At 62.7% G+C, this 21449-nt stretch carries 15 protein-coding genes and 1 tRNA gene; 7 read left to right on the top strand and 9 right to left on the bottom strand.

Annotated elements, in window-relative coordinates; genetic code table 11:
• Positions 1-260: 260 nt before the first annotated feature.
• Positions 261-1775, top strand: a complete 1515-nt coding sequence (locus tag ACJ70B_RS17175) for an aldehyde dehydrogenase family protein (protein ID WP_408958209.1) — start codon at positions 261-263, stop codon at positions 1773-1775.
• Positions 1776-1854: 79 nt separating this feature from the next.
• Here the strand turns inward: ACJ70B_RS17175 and ACJ70B_RS17170 are convergent, their stop codons facing one another.
• Positions 1855-2031, bottom strand: coding sequence for a hypothetical protein (locus tag ACJ70B_RS17170; RefSeq protein ID WP_408958208.1), 177 nt, complete (start codon positions 2029-2031; stop codon positions 1855-1857).
• Positions 2032-2169: 138 nt separating this feature from the next.
• On the opposite strand from ACJ70B_RS17170, the gene ACJ70B_RS17165 reads away from it, so the two are divergent.
• The 3 genes from ACJ70B_RS17165 to ACJ70B_RS17155 all read left to right on the top strand — a co-directional run bounded on the left by ACJ70B_RS17165 (position 2170) and on the right by ACJ70B_RS17155 (position 4050).
• Complete coding sequence (locus tag ACJ70B_RS17165) at positions 2170-2703, top strand: cob(I)yrinic acid a,c-diamide adenosyltransferase (protein ID WP_408958207.1); 534 nt, start codon at positions 2170-2172, stop codon at positions 2701-2703.
• 224 nt (positions 2704-2927) lie between these two features.
• Positions 2928-3002 (top strand) — tRNA-Val (locus tag ACJ70B_RS17160).
• 265 nt (positions 3003-3267) lie between these two features.
• Complete coding sequence (locus ACJ70B_RS17155) at positions 3268-4050, top strand: thermonuclease family protein (RefSeq protein ID WP_408958206.1); 783 nt, start codon at positions 3268-3270, stop codon at positions 4048-4050.
• A 56-nt stretch (positions 4051-4106) separates the two neighbouring features.
• Here the strand turns inward: ACJ70B_RS17155 and ACJ70B_RS17150 are convergent, their stop codons facing one another.
• The 3 genes from ACJ70B_RS17150 to rdfA form a co-directional block, all read right to left on the bottom strand.
• Complete coding sequence (locus ACJ70B_RS17150) at positions 4107-4523, bottom strand: hypothetical protein (protein ID WP_408958205.1); 417 nt, start codon at positions 4521-4523, stop codon at positions 4107-4109.
• 462 nt (positions 4524-4985) lie between these two features.
• Entirely contained in the window at positions 4986-6953 is a 1968-nt protein-coding gene (locus ACJ70B_RS17145; RefSeq protein WP_408958204.1) for an archaea-specific SMC-related protein, read from the bottom strand.
• 63 nt (positions 6954-7016) lie between these two features.
• Positions 7017-7643, bottom strand: coding sequence for a rod-determining factor RdfA (gene rdfA / locus ACJ70B_RS17140; protein WP_408958203.1), 627 nt, complete (start codon positions 7641-7643; stop codon positions 7017-7019).
• 1009 nt (positions 7644-8652) lie between these two features.
• Between rdfA and ACJ70B_RS17135 the strand changes: the two genes are divergently transcribed.
• Complete coding sequence (locus tag ACJ70B_RS17135) at positions 8653-10908, top strand: NADP-dependent malic enzyme (RefSeq protein WP_408958202.1); 2256 nt, start codon at positions 8653-8655, stop codon at positions 10906-10908.
• Positions 10909-10959: 51 nt separating this feature from the next.
• On the opposite strand, the gene ACJ70B_RS17130 is transcribed toward ACJ70B_RS17135, so the two are convergent.
• From ACJ70B_RS17130 to ACJ70B_RS17115, 4 genes are all read right to left on the bottom strand, one after another.
• Complete coding sequence (locus tag ACJ70B_RS17130) at positions 10960-12468, bottom strand: family 43 glycosylhydrolase (protein WP_408958201.1); 1509 nt, start codon at positions 12466-12468, stop codon at positions 10960-10962.
• Positions 12469-12742: 274 nt separating this feature from the next.
• Complete coding sequence (locus ACJ70B_RS17125) at positions 12743-14281, bottom strand: family 43 glycosylhydrolase (protein WP_408958200.1); 1539 nt, start codon at positions 14279-14281, stop codon at positions 12743-12745.
• Positions 14282-14427: 146 nt separating this feature from the next.
• On the bottom strand, positions 14428-15501 hold the full coding sequence (gene gfo6, locus ACJ70B_RS17120) for a D-xylose 1-dehydrogenase Gfo6 (RefSeq protein ID WP_408958199.1): 1074 nt from the start codon (positions 15499-15501) through the stop codon (positions 14428-14430).
• Positions 15502-16156: 655 nt separating this feature from the next.
• A complete protein-coding gene (locus tag ACJ70B_RS17115; protein ID WP_408958198.1) occupies positions 16157-17596 on the bottom strand; it encodes an aldehyde dehydrogenase family protein in 1440 nt (479 codons plus the stop codon).
• A gap of 110 nt (positions 17597-17706) precedes the next feature.
• On the opposite strand from ACJ70B_RS17115, the gene ACJ70B_RS17110 reads away from it, so the two are divergent.
• Positions 17707-18573 carry a fumarylacetoacetate hydrolase family protein gene (locus ACJ70B_RS17110; protein ID WP_408958197.1) on the top strand — a complete coding sequence of 289 codons (867 nt, stop codon included), beginning with the start codon at positions 17707-17709 and terminating at the stop codon, positions 18571-18573.
• A gap of 228 nt (positions 18574-18801) precedes the next feature.
• Positions 18802-20211 carry a GntP family permease gene (locus ACJ70B_RS17105; RefSeq protein WP_408958196.1) on the top strand — a complete coding sequence of 470 codons (1410 nt, stop codon included), beginning with the start codon at positions 18802-18804 and terminating at the stop codon, positions 20209-20211.
• 101 nt (positions 20212-20312) lie between these two features.
• Here ACJ70B_RS17105 and ACJ70B_RS17100 read toward each other — a convergent pair whose 3' ends face one another.
• The gene (locus tag ACJ70B_RS17100) at positions 20313-21449 is read right to left on the bottom strand and encodes an ABC transporter ATP-binding protein (protein ID WP_408958195.1); all 1137 of its coding nucleotides are present in this window, start codon (positions 21447-21449) and stop codon (positions 20313-20315) included.

The raw sequence follows: 21449 nt of genomic DNA, 5'->3' as shown, positions 1-21449 counted from the left end.
CGCCGTCGCTCGAGGGCGCGTTCACTGCTCGCAGTCCCGTCTCGCCGACCAGCGTGAACCGAGAGCACACGGAACCGACGAATCCATCGTCGAGTGCGGCCGTGGGGACGACCGCCTACGGAGTAACTGATTTTGGTTTCGACGAACACGGCTTCGGTCCAACGTTACGGGCGTTACAGCTTACGTGGTAACCGCATTTAGGTACGCCCAGATCGCCGATAGGCAAAGACTTTCCACGTGATTGACCAGTAGTATCGCTTATGGCCAGCCAGCCAGATGCAGCCGACGATCGCCAGAACGACGTACTGCAGCGCCACCGCGAGACGGCCGATGCGGTCGTCCCGGAACGGACGTCGCTGTATATCGGCGGCGAGTTCACGGATGCAGCGGGCGGCGAAACGTTCGCGACGACCGATCCGACGACGAACCGAGCGCTCGCGTCCGTCGCCCGCGGTCGTAAAGCGGACGTGAATCGCGCGGTAGACGCCGCGTGGGAGGCGTTCGAAACGGAGTGGTCGGGATACTCGGCCGGCGATCGCCAGCGCGTACTGACCGAGATCGCCGACGTGATCAAGACCAACGCCGACGAACTCGCTCGGCTCGAGACGCTCGATAACGGCAAACCGATCACGGAGGCGACGGTCGACGTCCACTCCGCCGCAGCACAGTTCCGCTATTTCGCGGGGATCGTCCGCGAGAACGGCGGCGAGACGATGGCAGAGGGCTCGAGGTACGGGCAGGTCATTTCGGAGCCCTACGGCGTCGTCGGACAGGTCATCCTGTGGAACTTTCCGCTGTTAATGGCGTCGTGGAAGCTCGCACCCGCGCTCGCCGCCGGCAACTGCACGGTGTTGAAACCCGCCGAACAGACGCCGCTGTCGGCGCTTCGGCTCGCCGAACTGATTGATGAGATCGTCCCCGACGGCGTCGTCAACGTTGTTACCGGGTTCGGCGAGGAAGCCGGCGATCCGCTTACCCGACATCCCGACATTCGGAAGGTCGCGTTCACCGGCTCGACCGCCGTCGGTAAACAGGTCATGAAAAACGCGGCCGAGACCGTCACCGACGTGACGCTCGAACTCGGCGGCAAGAGCCCCGTCGTCGTCTTCCCCGACGTCGACGTACCGAACGCCGTCCAACTCATCACGGCCGCGATCTTCTATAACACCGGCGAGTGCTGCGAAGCCGGCTCGCGGCTGTTCGTCCACGAGGACGTCGCCGACGACGTCCTCAACGGGCTCGTCGACGCGATCGACGCGATGGAAATCGGGGACCCGCTCCGCGAGGAGACGGACCTCGGGCCGAAGGTCTCCGCGGAGCAGGTTGATCGCACGCTCGAGTATCTCGAGGCGGCCCAAGACGCCGGCGGCCGGTTCCTCGCCGGTGGCGATCGCCCCGACGACGACGTCCTTTCGGAGGGCTGTTACGTCGAACCGACACTCATCGACGGGCTCGATCACGACCACGACGCCGTCCAAGACGAGATCTTCGGCCCTGTACTCGAGGTGTTCCGTTGGGACGAGTACGAAGCGATGATGGAACTGGCGAACGACGTCGACTACGGACTCGCCGGCGGCGTCATCACCGACGATATCACGCAGGCCAACCGAGCCGCGAGGGATATCGAGGCGGGGTATATCTGGATCAACAGCTACCACGACCTCGCGCCGGGGCTCCCGTTCGGCGGCTACAAACAGTCCGGGATCGGTCGGGAACTGAGCGCCGACACGCTGGATCACTACCGGCAGACGAAGACGATCAATCTCTCGCTGTAGTGAACACGACTCTCGCGAGCGAGCGTCGGTTATCGCCCGATCACGCCCGCTCACGAGCATCAGGTCTCGAAAATGTGGGTTAGGCGGCGCTCGAGTCGAGGACGGTCCCGTTGTCGCGGATCTGAACGAAACCGTAGTCGCAGTCGGGGCAGTGCCACTTGATCTTCTCGCCGAGGTGAAGCGTCGTGCTGGCAGCGCGGTAGAACGTCTGTTCGCCACCACAGTTGGGACACTCGTGGTCGAGTTCCATAGCCATACGCGACGGTAGCGAGCGAAGCGAGTTTAACGTACTGATTGCGGTGGCCGCGAGACGGGGTCCGCTCACCGTCGGCGACGGCCCCCTCGCGTCTCGAGCGACGCGGAAGTTAAGTAAACGCCGTCCGTCGGGTCGGCCATGTCAATCTATACCGGTCGCGGCGACGAGGGAGAGACGGACCTCCGAGATATGACCCGGGTCTCGAAGGCCAGCACCCGCATCGAGGCCTACGGCACCGTCGACGAACTCAATGCCCTCATCGGCACTGTTCGGCCGACCGACTACGACGACATCGATAACCGGCTCGCTGATATCCAGAATCACCTCCACGTCGTCCAGGCCGACTTCGCGAACCCCGATCCCGACGAGGGCGACCCCGCGATCGAGGACGACCACGTCGAGACCGTCGAGGACTGGATCGACGAGTACGACGAGGAACTCGAGCCGCTGACCTCCTTTATCCTGCCGACCGGCAGCGACCGCGGGGCGGCGCTGCACCACGCCCGAACGGTCTGTCGACGCGCCGAGCGACGCGCCGTCGCGCTCGCCCGCGAGGAGGAAATCAACGAGGACGCGGTCCAGTACCTCAACCGACTCTCGGACGGCCTGTTCACGCTTGCACGCGTCGTCAACGCTCGAGACGGGGAACCGGAGGACGCTCCCGAGTACTAACGGCCTTGTCGCTCGTGATTCGGCCACAACGCCGCCCTCGAGTCGGCGGTGAGTCCGGCTGACCGCGTCCACGAGGTCGTGACCGCGCTCGAGCGCCGGGCCGAACCGTCGGTCCGTGCGGCCGTCGAAACTGTACGCGGCCGAACGGGCACACCGATCGGGCGAGGTCAGTGACGATCGCTGAAAGGAAGCCTTAAGTCGAACGCACGGCTATCGCCTCGTGCGGGTTGGTGATCTAGTCCGGTTATGATACCTCCTTCACACGGAGGAAGCCGGCGGTTCAAATCCGCCCCAACCCATTTTCGCGACGTAACACTCGAGCGAAGCGAGCGGTCAGCATCGCGAAATGGTTACCAAGGATTTGAAGCAGACGAGACGAACATAGCGAGTCTCGGCGAGGTTCAAATCCGCCCCAACCCATCACTTCTCGAGTCGGCATCGATAGAAGTAGTCCCCATTTCATTGGCTTTCGGCGGACTCTTCCAGCCTACACGAATGCTATCGCGAAGGTACCTACCCGACTAGCGAATAGTTTATTCCGACGTCTCACCGAACGACGAGCCAATGCCGCCGTCGAACCGTCTCGTCACAGCGCTCGTGATCGCGCTCGTCCTCCTCGCAGGGTGTGGATCAGTAGGAGACGACAGTGGAATCACTGGCGATTCGGCGCTCCGGTCGGACGACGAACGCAACGGGCAGACGTGGAACGTGACCGTTACTCGAGTGATCGACGGAGATACGCTCGAGGTCCGATTCCCGAACGGAACGATCGAGACGCTTCGCCTCCTGGGCGTCGATACGCCGGAGACGACGCTGAGCAGGGTATCGCCAGATGAATTCGAGGGGATTCCGAACACGGCCGTGGGGCGAGAGCACCTCTACGACTGGGGTCGGAACGCGACGGCTTACGCGACCGAGACACTTCACGGCGAGACCGTTCAAATCGCGGTCGACCCGCAGGCCGATCGCCGGGGGACGTTCGGTCGACTCCTCGTCTACGTCACACACGACGGCGAGAATTTCAACGAGCGGCTACTCAGTAAAGGCTACGCGCGGCTATACGAGAGCCCCATCTCAAAACGAGACGCGTTCGAAGCCGCGGAACGGAACGCTCGAGCGAACGCCACCGGGCTCTGGGGGTTCACAGGGGCGCGAGCGGTCGGTTTGGACCAGCGAAACAGCGCTGACCGGAGCGGTTCACGCCCGCCACTGCCAGCGGACGGCGAGTACGACTGTGAACACTTCGATACCCACGAGCAGGCGCAAACGGTTCTCAAGCGGGACCCGATCGATCCGCATCGTCTCGACGCTGACGACGATGGCATCGCCTGCGAATCACTGCAATGACGGTTGCCCCGCCATTTCCGATTCGTCCGACCGGCTACGTGACCGAAACGGGAGACTCACTGCACTTCGCGAGCGGCCGATTCAGAGAGGTAGGCCGACAGAATTCCTGTCTGCACCGTCCGGAGGTCCGCGTCCTGGATCGTTGCGGCCGCCTGAAACAGCTCACGGGCGTCCGCGATCGTTTGCGGATCGGCGGCGAGATGGGCAAGGACGAAGGCGTCGGGAGCGACATCTCGAGCGGCGTCGAAATCCGCCGCATCGTACCAGTCGGCAAACTCAGTGACGATCGTCGAAACGTGCTCGGCGGTCGCGTCGGCACCCGGGTCGCCCACGGGAACCGTCGACGCGGACGGATCGAAGTATCCGTCGTAGTCGACGACGCCGGCCTCTGCGTAGAGGACAGCGGCGAGCGCGTCGAAGACGTCAGCCGAGACGTAGACGCCGAACAGTTTGTACCGCTCGTCTCGAGTCATCACGTCGGTGTTTGATGCCGGTCGCCTCAAAGGTATGGCCTTTCAGTTCGATGTCGATCGGTCGAGTCACCGCGCCAGTGGTCGCGCCACTGATACTCAGCCGGCGACTACGTTCTCACACATTACCGAGCAAAGAGTACAGGAACTATCCGTTCGAACCTGCCTTCTTACTATTATTGTATTCTTATGTTTCATTTGCTTAGAACGACGAGGATATAGTTTCACTAATATAGTTTTATAGAATACACATTAAGAGGAAATATACGCATGAATGTTTGTCTATAGCTGCCCCATCATTAGATTCCTATTTATAGTTGTGTGGTGGTGGAAAATTATATCTGATCGTAATACGAATGTGAGTGGTGTTTGATGGGTTTTCAGAGCGGCGATCGAGGGCAACTATTCCGTCGCTCATTTCGAAACGGGTATCGGCTCGCGGACGCCATCGACTGTGAATCGAGATTAGATCTCACGAACGTACGCGTGGTCGTCGGAAAGCGCCTCGGCGTCTTCCCGCAGCAACGCGACGACGAGACAGTCGACGTACTCCTCGAAGTAATCGACGAGTTCGGCGATTCGATCCGAATCGATCGCCTCGAGGGAGTCCAACAGCATGAACGGGACGATTTCGTAGACGTCGTGAACCAGATAGCCGGCGAGTGCGAAGACCAGACCCGTGACTTCGCGTTCGCTCTCCGAGAGGTGGTCGACGGTGTCCTCGTAGGTCGCTCCGTCCTCGGTCGTCCGGACGATATGGAGGTCGAACGCGGGGCGGGTCACCTTCCGACGCCCCTCCCGGACTGTCTTCTCGCGGCGTTCGATCCAGATTCGGTCGATATTTCGGTACTCGAGGATCGAGAGGATCGATTCCATGTGATCGTTGAACGCGTCGACGGCGTTTTCCTCGATCCGGTCAACGCGCGTTCGGAGGTCGGTCAGTTCTGCCTCGACGGTCTCACGGCGATCCTCGAGCTCGTCTCGTTCGTCGAGTTTCGCTTCGATTTCCTCGATTCGGGCGTCGACGTCGTCGCGTTCGGCTTCGAGGTCGTCGCGCTCGAGTTCGAGACGGTTCAGCTCCCGGTGGGTCTCGATGACCTCGTCGTAGGCCGCGTTCTCGACGGTGCCGGCGTCGTCCTCGAGTTCGTCGACGCGGGCCTGCTGGGCCTCGAGTTCCGCTTCCAGTTCCTCGATGCGCTGAGACCGGCGCTCGAGTTCGTCGTCGATCGCCTCGAGTCGCGTTTCGGTCGCCTCGCGTTGCTCGCGTTGCTCGCGGAGGTCCTTCTGTCGGGTAGAGAGCTCGTCTATTTGATCCTGCAGATCGCTTCGCTCCGTGAGCTTCGACTGACGGAGCGACCGCAGTTGGTCGAGGGTCGTTTCGATCCGCTCGCGGTCGACCTGTGACCCGCACGTCCAGCAGACGACGTCAGACGAGTCGGCGAGCAACTGGTCGGTGATGTCGCCGCCGGTGTCAGTATCGCCGTCACTGTCGCTGTCGATCGAATCGCCGAGTTCGAGATCGAAACCGTCGTCAGCGAGGCGCTCCTCGTTGAACCGAATCACGCTCTGTAATTCGCTCACCGTCGTATCCAGCGAGCGCTTTCGAGCGCGAAGCTCCTGGACGCGGCCCTCGAGGCGATCGGGCGACTCGAGGTCGTCGTCGAGGCCGTCGAGTTCGGCCTCGAGGTCGTCGCGTTCGGCCTCGAGTTCGGCGTGGCTCTCCCGTTCGGTCTCAAGGTCGTACTCGATGGACTCGAGTTCCGTTCGTGCGTTTTGCAGGTCGGCGAAGGCCGACTCGATTTCCTCTTTTCGGGCGCGACTCGCCTCGACGCCGAGATCGAACTCCTCGAGGTCGTCCTTGAGGTCGGCGATCCGCTCGCTCGTCGTCTCGATCTCGTCTTCGAGCGAGGTCCGTTCGGCCTCGAGCTCGGGGAGGTCGTTCCCGAGTTGCGAGAGGTGGTCGAGCCGATCGTCGAGGTCGCGTTTCTCGGCCTCGAGTGTGCTGATTTCGGCCTCGATCTCGTCGGTGTCGATCGGCTGCATAATGAGTTCGCGGAGGTCATCGCCGCGTCTGACGGCCCGCCGGGCCTCATTGGACTCGAGCAGGAACGCGAAGAGATCCGCGAGTTCGGAATCCTCGAGGTACGGGTCGCCCTCGAAGACGATCTCGCCGTTGCGGCGCTCGAGATAGCGGGTATACTGCTCGCCGTCGAACGCGAGTTCGACGTGGCCGGCGTCCGCATCGCCTTTCAGTGACGATCGGCGGCTGCCAAGCGCTGCCATGATCGTCTGTAGAAACGAGGTTCGGTTCGTCGCGTTCCGGCCAGTCAGAACGTTCACGCCGGGCTCGAGCGTTACCTCGGTACTGTCGATGCCGCCGATATTCTCCGCTAAGACGGTGATCGAAGAGGTGACTGACTCTGGAGATGACACGACGGTTACTTCTCCCCGCTGGTTATAAAACTATTTGGTTACGGCGGGGTCCGTTCACGGTCGTCACGTGGCGTCCACGTCGCAGTCACAGCCGCCCTGATCGAGCAGTTCGGCAATCGGATAGTCGGCCCCGCAGTTGCCACAGATCGTCCGGACATCGACGAACACCTCGTAGTCGCGGTCCGTGATTTCGCCCGCGTTGCTTAACTCCGTAAGCGTCGACTCGGTGACGACCTGTGTTCGGCCGGCAAGTCGCTGGACCGTCTCTTTCTTACGGTCGACTCTGTCCTCGGGGCTCTCTTCCGGCAGGGACGCCTCGCGAACGTTCGTGAGGTACGTATATATTGTCTGATGCGTGACGAAGTCGGACCGAACGCCGTCGATGTCGACGCCCGAGCGCTCGAGTTCGCGTCGTTTCCGGACCGCATCGGATCGCGACACGTCGCCGTCATCCGTCAGCGTTCGGTAGAGGGATTCGATATCGGTATCGATCACGGACGCCCCCGCATCGCGAACGGCGGCGCGGAGCACGGCCTGGTTGAACTCGGTCGCAAGGTCCCGAAGGCTCGTTCGTTCCGTCCCATCCCCGGTCCACTCGGCCTCCAACCGGTCACCCCACTCCTCAAGCCCGTACTCGTCGATCACGCGCTCGACCTTGGTCCGTCGCCCGCCGCTCGAGTCGGCTGTCATATCGGATATCTCCGATGCCGACGGTACAAGTGTTATGGTTGGACGCGGTCGAAACTCGCGCTGGCGCTGTTCAGTCGCCGACGATCGAATCGATCTAATGACAGATATCATGAAACTGGCCGGAATTAAAATCCGTCTGACAATACAATAGGGAGAGATCGTACAGCGGGCGGAAAGCGGAGGAGAGGGGGGTATAGGCCCAATCAGACGCGAAAGAAAGTGAACATTTGCCGAGAGATCTGTGCCATGGAACCTGTTCAACCATACGTATTATGTTGTCTGCATTCCGAAACGTTTCGTGGCTCCGACGGAAGCGCGCTCATAGTTACAAATCTATGTCTGTAAATCATCCGATTCAGTCGTCCAGTTCCAGTCTCAGAACTCGGCTTCGCGGTCGTGTGTGCGCTTTTTCCTCTGACACCGTCCGTTTCCGATCCCTGAACTGGTTCCCGATCTCGTTTCGGCGGCGGGCCAATCGACCGGCCCGCTCGAGCGGCCGATTCGCCGTCGTTCGACCGATTTCATGCTGTTTCTCGATTGGAACGCCCGTACTTGGGCTTCGAGTCTCGATTCTCCGTTTTTCATTACGGAACGCATTTCTCGTCGCATACTGGCCGAGTGACGACCGACGACGGCTCGGTTCGAGGCCGAGATCGAGAGAGGGATCGGGTCCGGATTCGGCGGATCGGTACATCGATACCGGATCGGCCCCACCGATCGCCGTTCGGCGATGGCGATTCTGAGCGGCCCCGTCCCGGGGAGAAGGCTTAAGAGCAGCCCCGTTCAACCGGGAATATGGCAGCCCAGCAGCTAGTCGGTCAGTCGTATCGATGTCCGGACTGTACGGGAACACTCACGTTCGAGGGACAATCGTGGCAGTGTGTCGACTGCGGGCACGTTCCTCGCCACGCGGCGGACTGACCGCTTCCGACCGCGGGACGCGTTGCCGGGTACCGATCGAACGCGACCGCACGCTTTTGTTGATCCGCTCGAGACGTACGGGCACACAATGGACGAAGATGCGCTCGAGTATCACCGGACCGATCCACCAGGCAAGATCGAGATATCGACGACGAAACCGACGAACACGCAACGCGACCTTTCGCTTGCGTACTCGCCGGGTGTCGCCGCGCCGTGTCTCGAGATCGACGAGGACGCGACCGACGCGTACAGCTACACGGCCAAGGGCAACCTCGTCGGCGTAATTTCGAACGGGTCGGCCGTCCTCGGCCTCGGCGACATCGGCGCGCAGGCCTCAAAGCCCGTCATGGAGGGTAAAGGCGTGCTGTTCAAGCGCTTCGCCGACATCGACGTCTTCGATATCGAACTCGACCACGACGACCCGGACGCGTTCGTCGAGTCGGTCGCCGCGATGGAGTCGACCTTCGGCGGGATCAACGTAGAGGATATCGCGGCACCGGAGTGCTTCGAAATCGAGGAACGGCTTCGCGAGCGCCTCTCGATTCCCGTGTTCCACGACGATCAACACGGAACAGCCATCATCAGCGGTGCGGCACTGCTTAATGCCGTCGAGATTTCCGGCAAAGACCTCACCGACCTCGAGGTCACCTTCGCCGGCGCGGGCGCGGCCGCGGTTGCGACCGCGAAGTTCTACGTCTCGCTTGGCGTTCCCAGAGAAAACATCACGATGTGCGATATCGACGGCATCCTGACGACCGGACGGGCGGAATCCGGTGAGCTGAACGAGTACAACCGCGCGTTTGCACAGGACCGTCCCGAGGGCGACCTCGCGGACGCGATGGCGGGAGCCGACGCGTTCGTCGGTCTCTCGGCCGGCGGTATCGTTTCACAGGACATGGTGCGTTCGATGGCCGACGATCCGATCATCTTCGCGATGGCCAACCCCGACCCCGAAATCGGCTACAAGGCGGCCAAAGCGGCCCGCGATGACACGGTCATCATGGCAACGGGGCGGTCGGACTATCCAAACCAGGTCAACAACGTCCTCGGGTTCCCCTTTATCTTCCGTGGCGCACTCGACGTCCGCGCTACCGAGATCAACGAGGAAATGAAGGTGGCGGCGGCCAGCGCGCTCGCGGACCTCGCCAAGCAGGACGTGCCAGACGCGGTCGTCAAAGCCTACGGCGACGAACCGCTGCAGTTCGGCCCTGACTACATCATTCCGAAACCCCTTGACGCCCGCGTGCTCTTCGAGGTCGCGCCGGCCGTCGCGCGCGCAGCCATCGAGTCGGGCGCGGCCCGCGCCGAACTCGAGGCCGACGAATACGTCGAACGACTCGAGGCCCGACTCGGGAAATCCCGCGAGATGATGCGCGTCGTGATCAACAAGGCCAAGTCCGATCCAAAGCGGATCGCGCTGGCCGAAGGGACCGACGAGACCATCGTGCGAGCGGCGGCACAGATGGCTGACCGAGGGATCGCAGAGCCGGTCCTGATCGGCGACGAGGACGACATTCTGTCGACGGTCGCGAACCTCGGCCTCGAGTTCGATCCCGAGGTCGTCGACCCGGAACACGGCGAGTACGAGGCCTACGCCGACCACCTCTACGAGCGCCGGAACCGAAACGGCGTTACTCGACGCGAGGCCGCGTCGATGGTCCGCGACGACACCGACTACTTCGGGAGCGTCATGGTCGACCGCGGCGACGCCGACGCGATGCTCACGGGACTGACGAACCACTATCCGTCGGCCCTGCGACCCCCGCTGCAAGTGATCGGGACGGCCGACGACGCCGAGTACGCGGCGGGCGTCTACCTGCTGACGTTCAAGAACCGCGTCATCTTCGTCGCCGACGCGACGGTCAATCAGGCCCCCGACGAGGACGTCCTCGAGGAGGTCACCCGTCACACCGCCGACCTGGCCCGCCGGTTCGACGTCGAGCCCCGCGCCGCCTTGCTCTCGTACTCGGACTTCGGCAGCGTCGACAACGAGGGGACGCGAAAACCGCGCAAAGCGGCCCAAAGCCTGCGCGAAGACCCCGAAATCGACTTCCCCGTCGACGGCGAGATGCAGGCCGACACCGCCGTCGTCGAGGAGATGCTGACTGGCACCTACGAGTTCGCCGATCTGGAGCAGCCGGCGAACGTATTGGTCTTCCCGAACCTCGAGGCCGGCAACATCGGCTACAAGCTGCTCCAGCGACTCGGCGGGGCCGACGCTATCGGCCCGATGCTCGTCGGGATGGACGAGCCGGTCCACGTCCTCCAGCGCGGCGACGAGGTCAAAGACATCGTCAACCTCGCGGCCGTCGCGACCGTCGACGCACAGGACGACGGGGTCTGATCGGCGCTTTGGCTGCCGCCGGCGCTCGTCGTCCGTAGCAGGGCCGGCCGATCACAGCGGTTCGAGGCTCCAGCGCTGGCTTGCAGAGTCGTTCGGCGTCGCCTGAATCACGTCCGCGCCGTCGCCTGACGACGCGACGTCGAGAGCGAGGCCGCTGTTGACGTTCTCGATTGTGTAGGTGCCGTCGCCCAGTGCGCTGAGCGTCCACTTCTGCATCGGACCACCCCACCAGCCCCACTGGTGGATGCTCTCGCCGGCCACCGTCGATCCGTCGGGAACGTCGGCCGCTTTATCGCTGTTCTCATTTATCAGCCGATACTGGCCGCTCCCGAGGTACTCGACCCACCACCGCTGGTTCGCGCCGCCGTTCCAGGCCCACTGGACGACGTTTGCGCCGTCGGCTGTCGACGACTCATAGACCTCGAGTGCCTTTCCCGTCGCCGCGTTCTCGATTCGGTAGATGCCGTCCGAAACGGGGCCCGCGTCGGCGGTATGGGGCATCCGGCTCTGGTAACTGGGCGTCCCATCGCCGGCCACGACCGGCCAGCCGTCGTCCCACTCGATGCGGTCGGTCATGAGGATGCGGTTCCACGTGCCGTCGACGAACTCCGGCTCCTGATCGTCGTAGGCGTGGTAGAGCATCCACCAGTCGCCGGCGTCGTCTCGTATGGCGGTGTTATGCCCCGGAGCTGTGAACCGGTCGTTTCCGGAGAGCACCGCGACGCCGCTGTTGTGCTCGTTCAAATCGCGGAGATCCGTTCCGTTCTGGTTGTAGTAGGGCCCGGTAAACGACGTCGACCGGCCAACTTCGACTGAATACGTGCTGTCGTACCCCTCACAGCAGTAGCCGGTCGAATAGAACAGGTAGTAGTAGCCGTTCCGCTCGAGGAGGAACGGCGCTTCCCGATGGTCGCCGGCGAGGTGGAACGTCGTCCCGGGGATGTAGTCCGTGCCGTCGGCGGTCAGTTCGACGCCGTAGAGCCCGTACCAGCTCCCCCAGACGATATACGGCGTGCCGTCGACGACGCGAAACTCCGAGTCGATGGCGTTGGTCATCCCGAGGTCGCTCTCGCGGAAGACCGGCCCCTGATCCGTGAACGGCCCCTCCGGCGAATTGGCCGTCGCCAGGCCGATACCGGGATCGTTGTTGCTTCCCCACACCGAGTACGAGTAGTACAGGTAGTATTGGCCGTTGTAGTAGTTGATGTCGGGTGCCCACAGTGACGCGTCGTCGCTGCGCCAGTCGGGGTAGCTCTCGAAGGCCTCGCCGACGTAAGTCCAGTCGACGAGATCCGTCGAACGGAGGATCGGAACCATCTCCTCTTGGGACTCCGAGTCCTTCTCCATGTTGGATGCGTACGCGTAGTACGTCCCGTCGGCGGTTCGAACGACAGTCGGATCGGGGAAGACGCGATTCGGGTACGTCGGGTTGTGGTAGTGGCCGGGGCTATCGTCGGCCGCGACGGTCCCGGTCGCTCCGAGTGCACTGGCGGCGATCGAGCCGGCTCCGATCGTTTTGAGAACGTCGCGTCTGCTGCGATCGTTGCTATCGAATGGCATGCGTGATGATAGTCAACCAGATCTATAATAAATGTTTTTGGATATATTGATCAGTCGTCGACGGCACTGGGACGCCGTAGCTATTCGACCCGGGCCGATTCCAGCGATATCGGCCCACTCGAGGAGCGGGACGGCAGGCAGCGGTCATCGAGTAGTCGCTCGGATCGCTCGCGTCTATTGTGGGATGACCGTCCGTCGCTGGCTCGCAGCACCGGTCGGCGTCGCCCGAATCACGTCGTCTCGCGAGGAAACGGCACGTGGAGGGAGACCGCCGCTACACCGGATCGAACGTCCACTTCTGGTTGTTGCCGCCCAACCAGTCGTACTGAAGTACGTTCGCGCCGTCGGCCGTCGAGGAGTTCTCGACGTCGGCGACCCGCCCGCTGTGTTCGGCCACCAGCCGGTACGTGCCGTCGCCGTTGTCTACGACGTTCCAGCGCTGGCACGGGTGACCGGAGCGTTCCCACTGCTGGACGTTCGCCCCGTTGCCGTAGTCGGCGTTGGCGACCTCGAGGTACAGGCCGCTGTTGACGTTCGTGATGTCGTAGGTTCCGTCCCGGTTCTGCGAGAGAGTCCACTGCTGGCAGGTACTGCCGGTATCTGCGTACTGGCGGACGTTATCGCCGTTTGCAGTGCCGGCGTTGGCGACCTCCAGCAACTTCCCGCTGTTGACGTTCGCGATGTGGTAGGTTCCTTCGGCGAGGGGGCCGGATACCGGTCCGCTGCAGTCGGTCGCGTTGCCGGGCGCTTGGGCCGTCGTGCTCGGCGTGTTCGTACACCCGACGACCGGCCAATCGTTCTCCCACGTGATTCGGTCGGTCATGAGGACGCGCCGCGGGACGCCGTCGACGGAGCCGCCATCTTGTCGGTCGTAGGCGTGGTAGATCGTCCACAATGATCCGTCGTCGTACGTGATGACGTCGCCGTGCCCCGGCCCCGGGAAGCGCCGGTTTCCGGTCAGGATTGGCACCCCCTTGTTGTTGACATCGCGATCGAGCAGGTCCGTCCCGTTCTGATTGTAGTACGGGCCAAAAAACGACGTCGACCGCCCGACCTCGTACTCGTACGTACTGGAGAGGCCGTCACAACAACCACCGGTCGAGACGATGAGGTAGTGGTAGCCGTTCGCCTCGAAGTGTGTCGTCCCCTCGTAGGCGTTGCCGGCCACCTGCGTCTGCGTCGACATATCGTAGCGCTGCAGGTCCGAACTCAGTTCGCCGACATAGATGCCCTGGAAGCTCCCCCAGAACAGGTACGGCGTGCCGTTGTGCTCGGCGAAGTACGCGTCGATGGTGCCGCCGCCCGTCTCGTTGTCGCCGATGATCTGCCCGTGGTCGGTAAACGGTCCGGTCGGCGAACTCGAGGTGGCCAGCCCGATGCCGAACTCGCCGCTTTCCCACGGCCGGGGCGACAGCGAGTAGAACATCTTCCACTCGCCGTCATAATAGTGGATGTCGGGTGCCCAGATCGAGCCGTAGGTCCACCCCGGCCGGGACTCGAACGCTTCTCCCTCGTACGTCCAATTGACCAGGTCCGTCGACGAGAGGATCGGAATCAGCAATTCCTCGGAATCGTTGGACCCGTCGTCCCGGTTCATGTTGGTACCGTAGGCGTAGTAAGTGCCGTCGGGTGCCCGGTGGATCGTCGGATCGGGGAAATGGGGCTCGTACTGTGGATTATGATAGTGTGTCGCACTCTCGTCGGCGGCGACGGAGCCGCTTATGCTCGCCGTGCCAGCCGTCGTAAGCGCACCGATACCGATCGTTTGCAGGACTGTCCGTCGATCGAAATCGACCTTGTGACCATCCGTCATGGCGGCTGGTAAATTGCTACTATCGAACTTATATCTTTTGTTGAATGGTATCAGCAAACACAACTCGTGTTCAAGGACAAACCAAACCATCTCAATCGGTCTGGACTCCTATGCCGAATATCGCGTCCGCAACGGCCCGTCGTGCGTTACTCGAGTGCGACCGGGTCGCCTCGCTCCGCGGAGTCGTGGATCGCCTCGATGATCCGCATGTCCCGCAGGCCGTGCTGGCCGTCCGGATAAATCTCGCCGTCGCCGAGGAGCCGATCCGCGAAGTAGTCGAACTCTTCTTCCATCTCGCGCTCGGCGTCGAAGCTTCCGTGTTCGACGGTGACGGATACATCGCCACGCGAGAGGTGCAGCGAACACTCCCCGTGGAACGCCGGCCGGAGTTCGATCTGGCCCTCGGTCCCCGTGAGTTTGAGATGGGTGTCTTCGTGGGCGTGCTGGCTCGAGGTCGAGGTCATCTGGACGTCGTCCTCGAAGACTAAAAGCGACGAAGATCGCTCGTCGGGCACGTCGCCGAACGCCTCGTGGTTCGAGACCATCTCGGTCTGTACGCTAACGGGGTCGCGCCGGAGCAGGAACCGAGTCGTATTGATCGAGTAGATACCCAGATCCATCACCGAGGTTCCGTAGCCGCTCAGGTCGGCGTCGAGCCGCCACTGGTCGGGATCGGGGATCATCTCGAGTAGGGGTTGACTGTTGTGGCCGTAGACCGACACCGGCTCCCCGAGGAAGCCGTCGGCGATCAGTTCGCGCGCTCGCTGGATCGCCGGATCGGTATGCATGCGGTAGGCGATCATCAACGGTACGTCGGCGGCGTCACAGGTCTCGACCATCGCCTCGGCCCGGTCGACGGTCGCCTCCATCGGTTTCTCACAGAGAATCGCCTTGTCCAGTTCGGCCGCGGTCTCGGCGTACTCGAGGTGGTAGGCGTTCGGCGTGCCGACGTAGACGGCGTCGTACTCGTCGGCGGCCGCGCCGTCGTGGAACTCGTCGTAACTAATTCCGCGTGCAACGTCGTTCTCGTCGGCGAGTCGCGTCGCTTTGTCGGTCGAACTACTGATGAGGACCGTCACCTCGCCTAGATCGGACGATTCGATCGCCGGAAGAGCGACGTCGATTGTCCACCACCCCAGACCGATCAGCGCATATTTGACGGTCCCGCTCTCGGTTGTCTGCCATGCTCGCTCCTCGTAGCTGTCGATCCAGTCGCGCATACGCGGTTCTATATTCCGATCTGATAAAAAACGACCGATGCCAACGTGTGGCGACCGCGCTCTCTGCGGTCGCGACACACCGATCGAAGCGGCTTGCGGGGCAGTAGGAACGTGATTTGGTTCGCCAATGATGAACAGCGGTTCGCTTTTGCGTAGTGGCCGTTCGCCCCGTCCGTCGAGGGGAAGACCGCAGGACGCTGAACCAACTCCCGTATGCGAGAACCTCCGTTTTGGACTCGAGAAGCTCCCTGATCCGTCCGCGATTGGCGAACAATCGAATAATCGACACGATACGCTGCAATCTGCGAAACGAGCGGAGAACGTCCCGCAGAGCGCTCCCTTACTGCCGATACGAGTCGATGTCTGGATTCGTCTCGTACCGCATCTCGTTACGCGCATATGCATGTAATCCCGGTCCGAACTCGTGGGATATCTGAACACGATGTTCGTTATTGTGGGATAGAGCTGTGTCCCGGAGACGATAACGGCGGAGGCGCTCGGCATCCGGTAGGTTAGCCGTCTCGCATGCCGATAGGTATCCGTCGCAGCGGACTCGAGCGTCGTAACTCATCGGCGTCCTCGTCGGGCGAGTCCGGTCGACCGAACTCGTCGAAAATCGCTTCCGAAGACGGTTCGAGTCGTCGATCGCGGGTCGTCAGTAGTTGTCGTAGACCGTCTTGCTGATGGTGTAGAAGTCCAGTCCAGCGTCGCCCTGTTCGCGGTAGGTCTCGCTCGAGGAGTCTTTCATTCCGCCGAAGGGGACGTGGAGTTCGAGACCGGTCGTCTTCTCGTTGACCTTGACGACGCCGGCTTCGATTTCGTCGACGAACCGGTTGGCCTCGGTGTGATCGTCGGTGACGACGCTGGCCGAGAGACCGTAATCGACGTCGTTGGCGACGGCAAGCCCCTCGTCGAAGTCGCCGACGGGAATAATGGCGAGTACCGGTCCGAAGACCTCCTCTTGGGCGATGCGCATCTCGGAATCGACGTCCGAGAAGACCGCGGGCTCGACGAAGTAGCCGTCGCGGTCGAGTGGCTCACCGCCGTACTCGAGGGTCGCGCCCTCGTTCTGGGCGATATCGACGTACTCGAGTGTGCCCTCGAGTTCGGAGTCGCTGACGTGGGGCCCCATGCCGGGGTCGTCGAGCCCGTGGCCGTGGTCGATTGCCGCGGCGCGGTCGACGACGGCATCGACGAACTCGTCGTAGATGTCCTCGTGGACGATGGCACGGGAGGCAGCGGTACAGGCCTGACCGGTGACGCCGAACGCGCCGTCGGCGACGATCTGGGCCGCCTCCTCGACGTCCGCGCTATCGCTGACGACCGTCGGGTTCTTCCCGCCCATCTCGAGTTGGACGCGCTTGCCGTCGGCGGTCGCAGTGTCGTAGACGGTGTTTCCGACCGCCGTGCTGCCGGTAAAGGAGACGGCGTCGACTGCCTCGTGGCTCGCGATCGTATCGCCGACTTCGCTTCCGGGCCCGGTGACGACGTTGAGCACGCCGTCGGGGAGCCCCGCTTCGGCGAGCACCGCTGCCATTTCGTGGACGACGCCCGGCGCGAGCGAGGCGGGCTTGATGACGACCGCGTTACCCGCCGCGAGCGCGGGGGCGATCTTCCAGGCCGGGATGGCGATGGGGTAGTTCCACGGCGTGATCAGTCCCGCGACGCCGAGGGGCTCGTTTTTCGTGTAGAGGTTCGTCTCCTGTGCGCTCGAGCCCTTGACCGTGCCGCCGAGGTCGCTGGCTTTCGCGCCGTAGTAGTGGAAGATGTCGATCGCGCGTTGTACTTCACCGCCGGCCTCGCTTCGGGTCTTCCCTTCCTCGCGGACGAGGAGTTCGGTGAGGTCGTCCTTTCGCTGGTCCAGCAGTGAGCCGGCCGTCGTGAGGACTCGCCCGCGCTCGGGGCCGGGCGTCGACCCCCACTCGTCGCTCGCATCGCGGGCCGCCTCGATCGCCTGCTCGGCGTCCTCGGCGTCGGATTGCGGGTAGGTCGCGACGACCTCGTCGGGGTTTGCCGGATCGATCGTTTCGAACGTCTCGCCGGTATGTGATTCGGTCCACTCGCCGCTCACGTAGTTCAGCCGCTGGTCTGGCATACAGGAGAAGGTTGTTCCGTTCGCTCATAATTCTTGCCGTTCCGACGCTTCCCTCGGCCGATCCGTCCGCGGACGAGACATTTATAACGGATTAGGGAGTTCATAATCGCATGCGGTATCAGCGCCAATCCACTGGCGACCAGTATAGACTCATCGCTGTCGACGACGAGACGGCGTACGATCTGACGGCCGTTAAACCGCGGTTAGACGGGTTCGGAGAGCTCGCTGCGGCGGCGGACATCGCGGGAGTCGGGATCGACGAGATGGCGAGTGACCTCTCCGACGAGGCGCCGACGGTCTCGCTCGATTCGCTCACCGACGGACCCCTACCGGTCGTGCCGGAGGAAGTCTGGGCGGCGGGTGTCACCTACGAGATCAGCGAGGAGGCGCGGAAGGCCGAAAGCGGGATGCCGGAGATGTACCTCCACGCTTACGAGGCCGAGCGACCGGAGATCTTTTTCAAGGCGACGCCGAGCCGAACGGTAGGTCCCGGCGAGTCGGTCGGCATCCGCGCGGACTCCTCGTGGGACGTCCCCGAGCCCGAACTCGGTATCGTCCTCTATGACGGCTCGGTCGTCGGCTACACGATCGGCAACGATATGAGCAGTCGTGAGATCGAGGGCGAAAACCCGCTGTACCTGCCGCAGGCGAAGATGTACGAGCGCTGCTGTTCGATCGGCCCCTGTATCGTCTCCGCCGACGACGTCGGCGACCCCCACGAACTGACGATGTCGATGGCGATCACTCGAGACGGCGAGACCCTCTACGACGATCAGACCTCGATCGGCAACATGGCTCGCACCTGCGACGAACTGGTCGAGTACTGGCGGGACCACGATGTCGTGCCCGAACTCGGCGTCCTGCTCACCGGCACCTCGCTGGTACCGGACGACGGCTTCACCCTCCAACCCGACGACGAGGTCCGCATCGAGATCGACGAAATCGGCGAACTCGTAAACCCAGTCGTCGAAGTCTGATCGAATTCGTGTCCCAGCGACGCCGTCGGACGCCCCGTAGAACCATCAGACCGAACGAGTCGAATACGTAGCCTGCGAGTATTCCGTTCACGGTCGATCGCTCGAGATTCACTGCCGTGGCCGGTCTCGGTGCCGTTTTTATGGTTTCATGAGTGCCGTATCGCCGACCGTCCCACCTACCGTTTCTATCCCTCTACATCTGATGGCAATTATTAATGAAAATTAAATATGGTAATAGAATATGCGGGAACGATGTTTGGGCAAATACTACAGGTAAGCGGACAAGCACCGCTCGTATCGCTCGTCGCAGGCGTTCTCGCGATCATACTCCTGCTGGTCGTCCTCGATCTCCCGGCGTTCGTATCGCTCGTCATCGCCGGGTTCACGGTCGGTATCGTCACCCCGTCAGTCGTGTTCGCCGACGTTCCCGGCGAGTTCGCGACGGCGTTCGGTGAGAAGATGGCCGATATCGGTATCCCCATTCTGATGGCCGCGATCATCGGCAAGGCAATGGTCGAGAGCGGTGCGGCAAACCGGATCGTTCGGGCCTTCACAAGTATTTTCGGGGATGAAAACACGGAAATCTCGCTGTTCAGCAGCAGCTTCGTCATGTCGATCCCCGTGTTCTTCGACAACGTCTTCTACCTGCTCGCGCCGCTTGCGCGGGCCGCCCGGTCGCGCGACGGACAGAACTACGCCCTCTACATCGTCGCCGTCGGCGCTGCCGGCGTCGTTACCCACGGCTTCGTGCCGCCGACTCCCGGACCGCTGCTCGCCGTCAAGGAGTTGGGCGCGAATCTCGGCAGCACCATCCTCGTCGGCGTTCTCGTCGGCCTGCCGACGGCGCTCGTCTCGGGGCTAGGCTATGGCTACTGGATCAATCGGCGCTTAGAGATCCCACTCCGAGACGCGATGGGGACGACGGTCGATGAACTCGAGTCACAAAACCAAATTCCGACGAGGCGACTACCGGGCGTACTCGAGTCGCTGCTCCCGATCCTACTTGCTATCCTGCTCGTGACAGCCGACACGACCGTGCAGACGGTGTTCGGCTCGGACCTGGCGGTCGGCGGCGTTACGGGGTTCTTCGGCGATCCGAACGTCGCCCTCACGGCCGCCGCGCTCGCGGCGGCGCTTACGTACTACCGGATGAGCGACCTCGAGAATGAGACGTTCTCCGACGAACTCACCGAGGCGCTCAAAAGCGGCGGCAACATCGCTGCCATCACCGCTGCCGGGGGCGCGTTCGGTGTCATGCTCCAGGCGGCCGGCGCGGGCGAGTACATCGCGGGCAGCCTCGAGGGGATCGGTCTCGGCCTGCTCGTGACGGCGTGGGTGATCGCCGCCGGCGTCCGCGTCGTTCAGGGGTCGGCGACGGTCGCGATCGTCACCACGGCGGGCATTATGGCACCGCTGGCGAGCGGACTCGAGGTCAACGTCGCGTACCTCGTCATGTCGATCGGCGCGGGCGCGTCCTTCTGTTCGTGGTACAACGATAGCGGGTTCTGGATCGTCAAGGAAATCGGCGGCCTCACTCAGGCGGAGACGCTGAAAACGTGGACGGTCGCGACCATCCTTATTGGCCTTACGGGTCTGCTGAGCACGCTCATTTTCTCGACGATCCTGCCGCTCAGTTGAGGCTCACCTTCGATTCCGGTCGTTACGATGCCGAGCGAAAACGGCCCGGCGGCTGCTCGGAGACCGTCTTGAACCACTCCGCCGAAAACGGTGATCGGCGCTTACGGCCGTATTTCGGTGGTCGACTCCGTGAAGGACAACTGTCGGTTCTTCACTGCCGCCCCCGATTCGGCGTCGAAGAGGTGAATCGCGTTCGTAGGGAACGCAACGTCGACGCGGTCACCGTCGCTGACGTTCGGGATCCCCTCGGTGGTCGCGGTGAACTCAGTTCCGTCGTCGAACCGAAGATGGACGAGGTTTTCGTTACCCATTGGCTCGATAACATCTACTGTGGCCGAAAAGCGCTGTTCGCCCGCGGCCGCCTCGTCGACTCGAATGTCCTCTGGCCGAACCCCGAGGACGAGGTCGCTCTCGTCCTCGAGGTCGTCGCTCGTCGCCGGATCGAGCGAGTAGTCGAACGCGTCGGTTGCGATTCGATCTCCCTCGAGGTGCCCGTCGAAGAAGTTCATCGACGGCTCGCCGATGAAGCCCGCGACGAACAGGTTGTTTGGCTCGTGATAACACTCCAGCGGCGTGCCAACCTGCTGAAGTTCTCCCTCGTTCAATACGGCGATCTGATCGCCCATCGTCATCGCCTCCGTCTGATCGTGCGTGACGTAGACCGTCGTTACGCCCAGCCGTTCTTGCAGGTGCTGGAGCTCCGTCCGCATCTCCGCCCGCAGTTTCGCGTCGAGGTTCGATAGCGGCTCGTCCATCAGGAACACGTCGGGGTCGCGGACGATCGCCCGGCCCAGCGCGACCCGCTGTTGCTGACCGCCCGAGAGCTCGCCTGGCTTGCGATCCAACAGATCGTCGATGCCCATCAGCGCCGCCGTATCTTCGACCGTCTCAGCAATCTCTGCGCTGGAGAGCTCCGTCGACTCCTCGAGCCCGAAGCCCATATTATCGCGGACGGTCTTGTGCGGGTACAGCGCGTACGACTGGAAGACCATCGCGATGTCGCGATCCTGTGCCGAGACCTCGTTGATCGTCCGATCGCCGAGCCCGATCTCGCCGTCCGTGATCGTCTCGAGGCCGGCGATCATCCGCAGCGTCGTCGACTTACCACAGCCCGAGGGGCCGACCAGGACGAGGAAGTCACCGTCGGGGACCTCGACCGAGACGTCTTCGACCGCAACGACACCGGAATCTCCGTCTCCGTACACCTTCGTTACGTCGTTGAGTTCTAAGCCCGCCAT

The sequence above is a fragment of the Natrinema sp. 74 genome, assembly GCF_046097095.1.
Lineage (GTDB): Archaea > Halobacteriota > Halobacteria > Halobacteriales > Natrialbaceae > Natrinema.
This window is presented reverse-complemented; position numbering and strand designations above follow the sequence as displayed.

Coding starts and splice junctions, on each gene's coding strand:
- ACJ70B_RS17150 (WP_408958205.1), bottom strand. CDS start 4,523: ATGACTCGAGACGAGCGGTACAAACTGTTCGGCGTCTACGTCTCGGCT.
- gfo6 (WP_408958199.1), bottom strand. CDS start 15,501: ATGCGCGACTGGATCGACAGCTACGAGGAGCGAGCATGGCAGACAACC.
- ACJ70B_RS17175 (WP_408958209.1), top strand. CDS start 261: ATGGCCAGCCAGCCAGATGCAGCCGACGATCGCCAGAACGACGTACTG.
- ACJ70B_RS17165 (WP_408958207.1), top strand. CDS start 2,170: ATGTCAATCTATACCGGTCGCGGCGACGAGGGAGAGACGGACCTCCGA.
- ACJ70B_RS17105 (WP_408958196.1), top strand. CDS start 18,802: ATGGTAATAGAATATGCGGGAACGATGTTTGGGCAAATACTACAGGTA.
- ACJ70B_RS17155 (WP_408958206.1), top strand. CDS start 3,268: ATGCCGCCGTCGAACCGTCTCGTCACAGCGCTCGTGATCGCGCTCGTC.
- ACJ70B_RS17130 (WP_408958201.1), bottom strand. CDS start 12,468: ATGCCATTCGATAGCAACGATCGCAGCAGACGCGACGTTCTCAAAACG.
- ACJ70B_RS17110 (WP_408958197.1), top strand. CDS start 17,707: ATGCGGTATCAGCGCCAATCCACTGGCGACCAGTATAGACTCATCGCT.
- ACJ70B_RS17100 (WP_408958195.1), bottom strand. CDS start 21,449: ATGGCGGGCTTAGAACTCAACGACGTAACGAAGGTGTACGGAGACGGA.
- ACJ70B_RS17170 (WP_408958208.1), bottom strand. CDS start 2,031: ATGGCTATGGAACTCGACCACGAGTGTCCCAACTGTGGTGGCGAACAG.
- ACJ70B_RS17135 (WP_408958202.1), top strand. CDS start 8,653: ATGGACGAAGATGCGCTCGAGTATCACCGGACCGATCCACCAGGCAAG.
- rdfA (WP_408958203.1), bottom strand. CDS start 7,643: ATGACAGCCGACTCGAGCGGCGGGCGACGGACCAAGGTCGAGCGCGTG.
- ACJ70B_RS17115 (WP_408958198.1), bottom strand. CDS start 17,596: ATGCCAGACCAGCGGCTGAACTACGTGAGCGGCGAGTGGACCGAATCA.
- ACJ70B_RS17125 (WP_408958200.1), bottom strand. CDS start 14,281: ATGACGGATGGTCACAAGGTCGATTTCGATCGACGGACAGTCCTGCAA.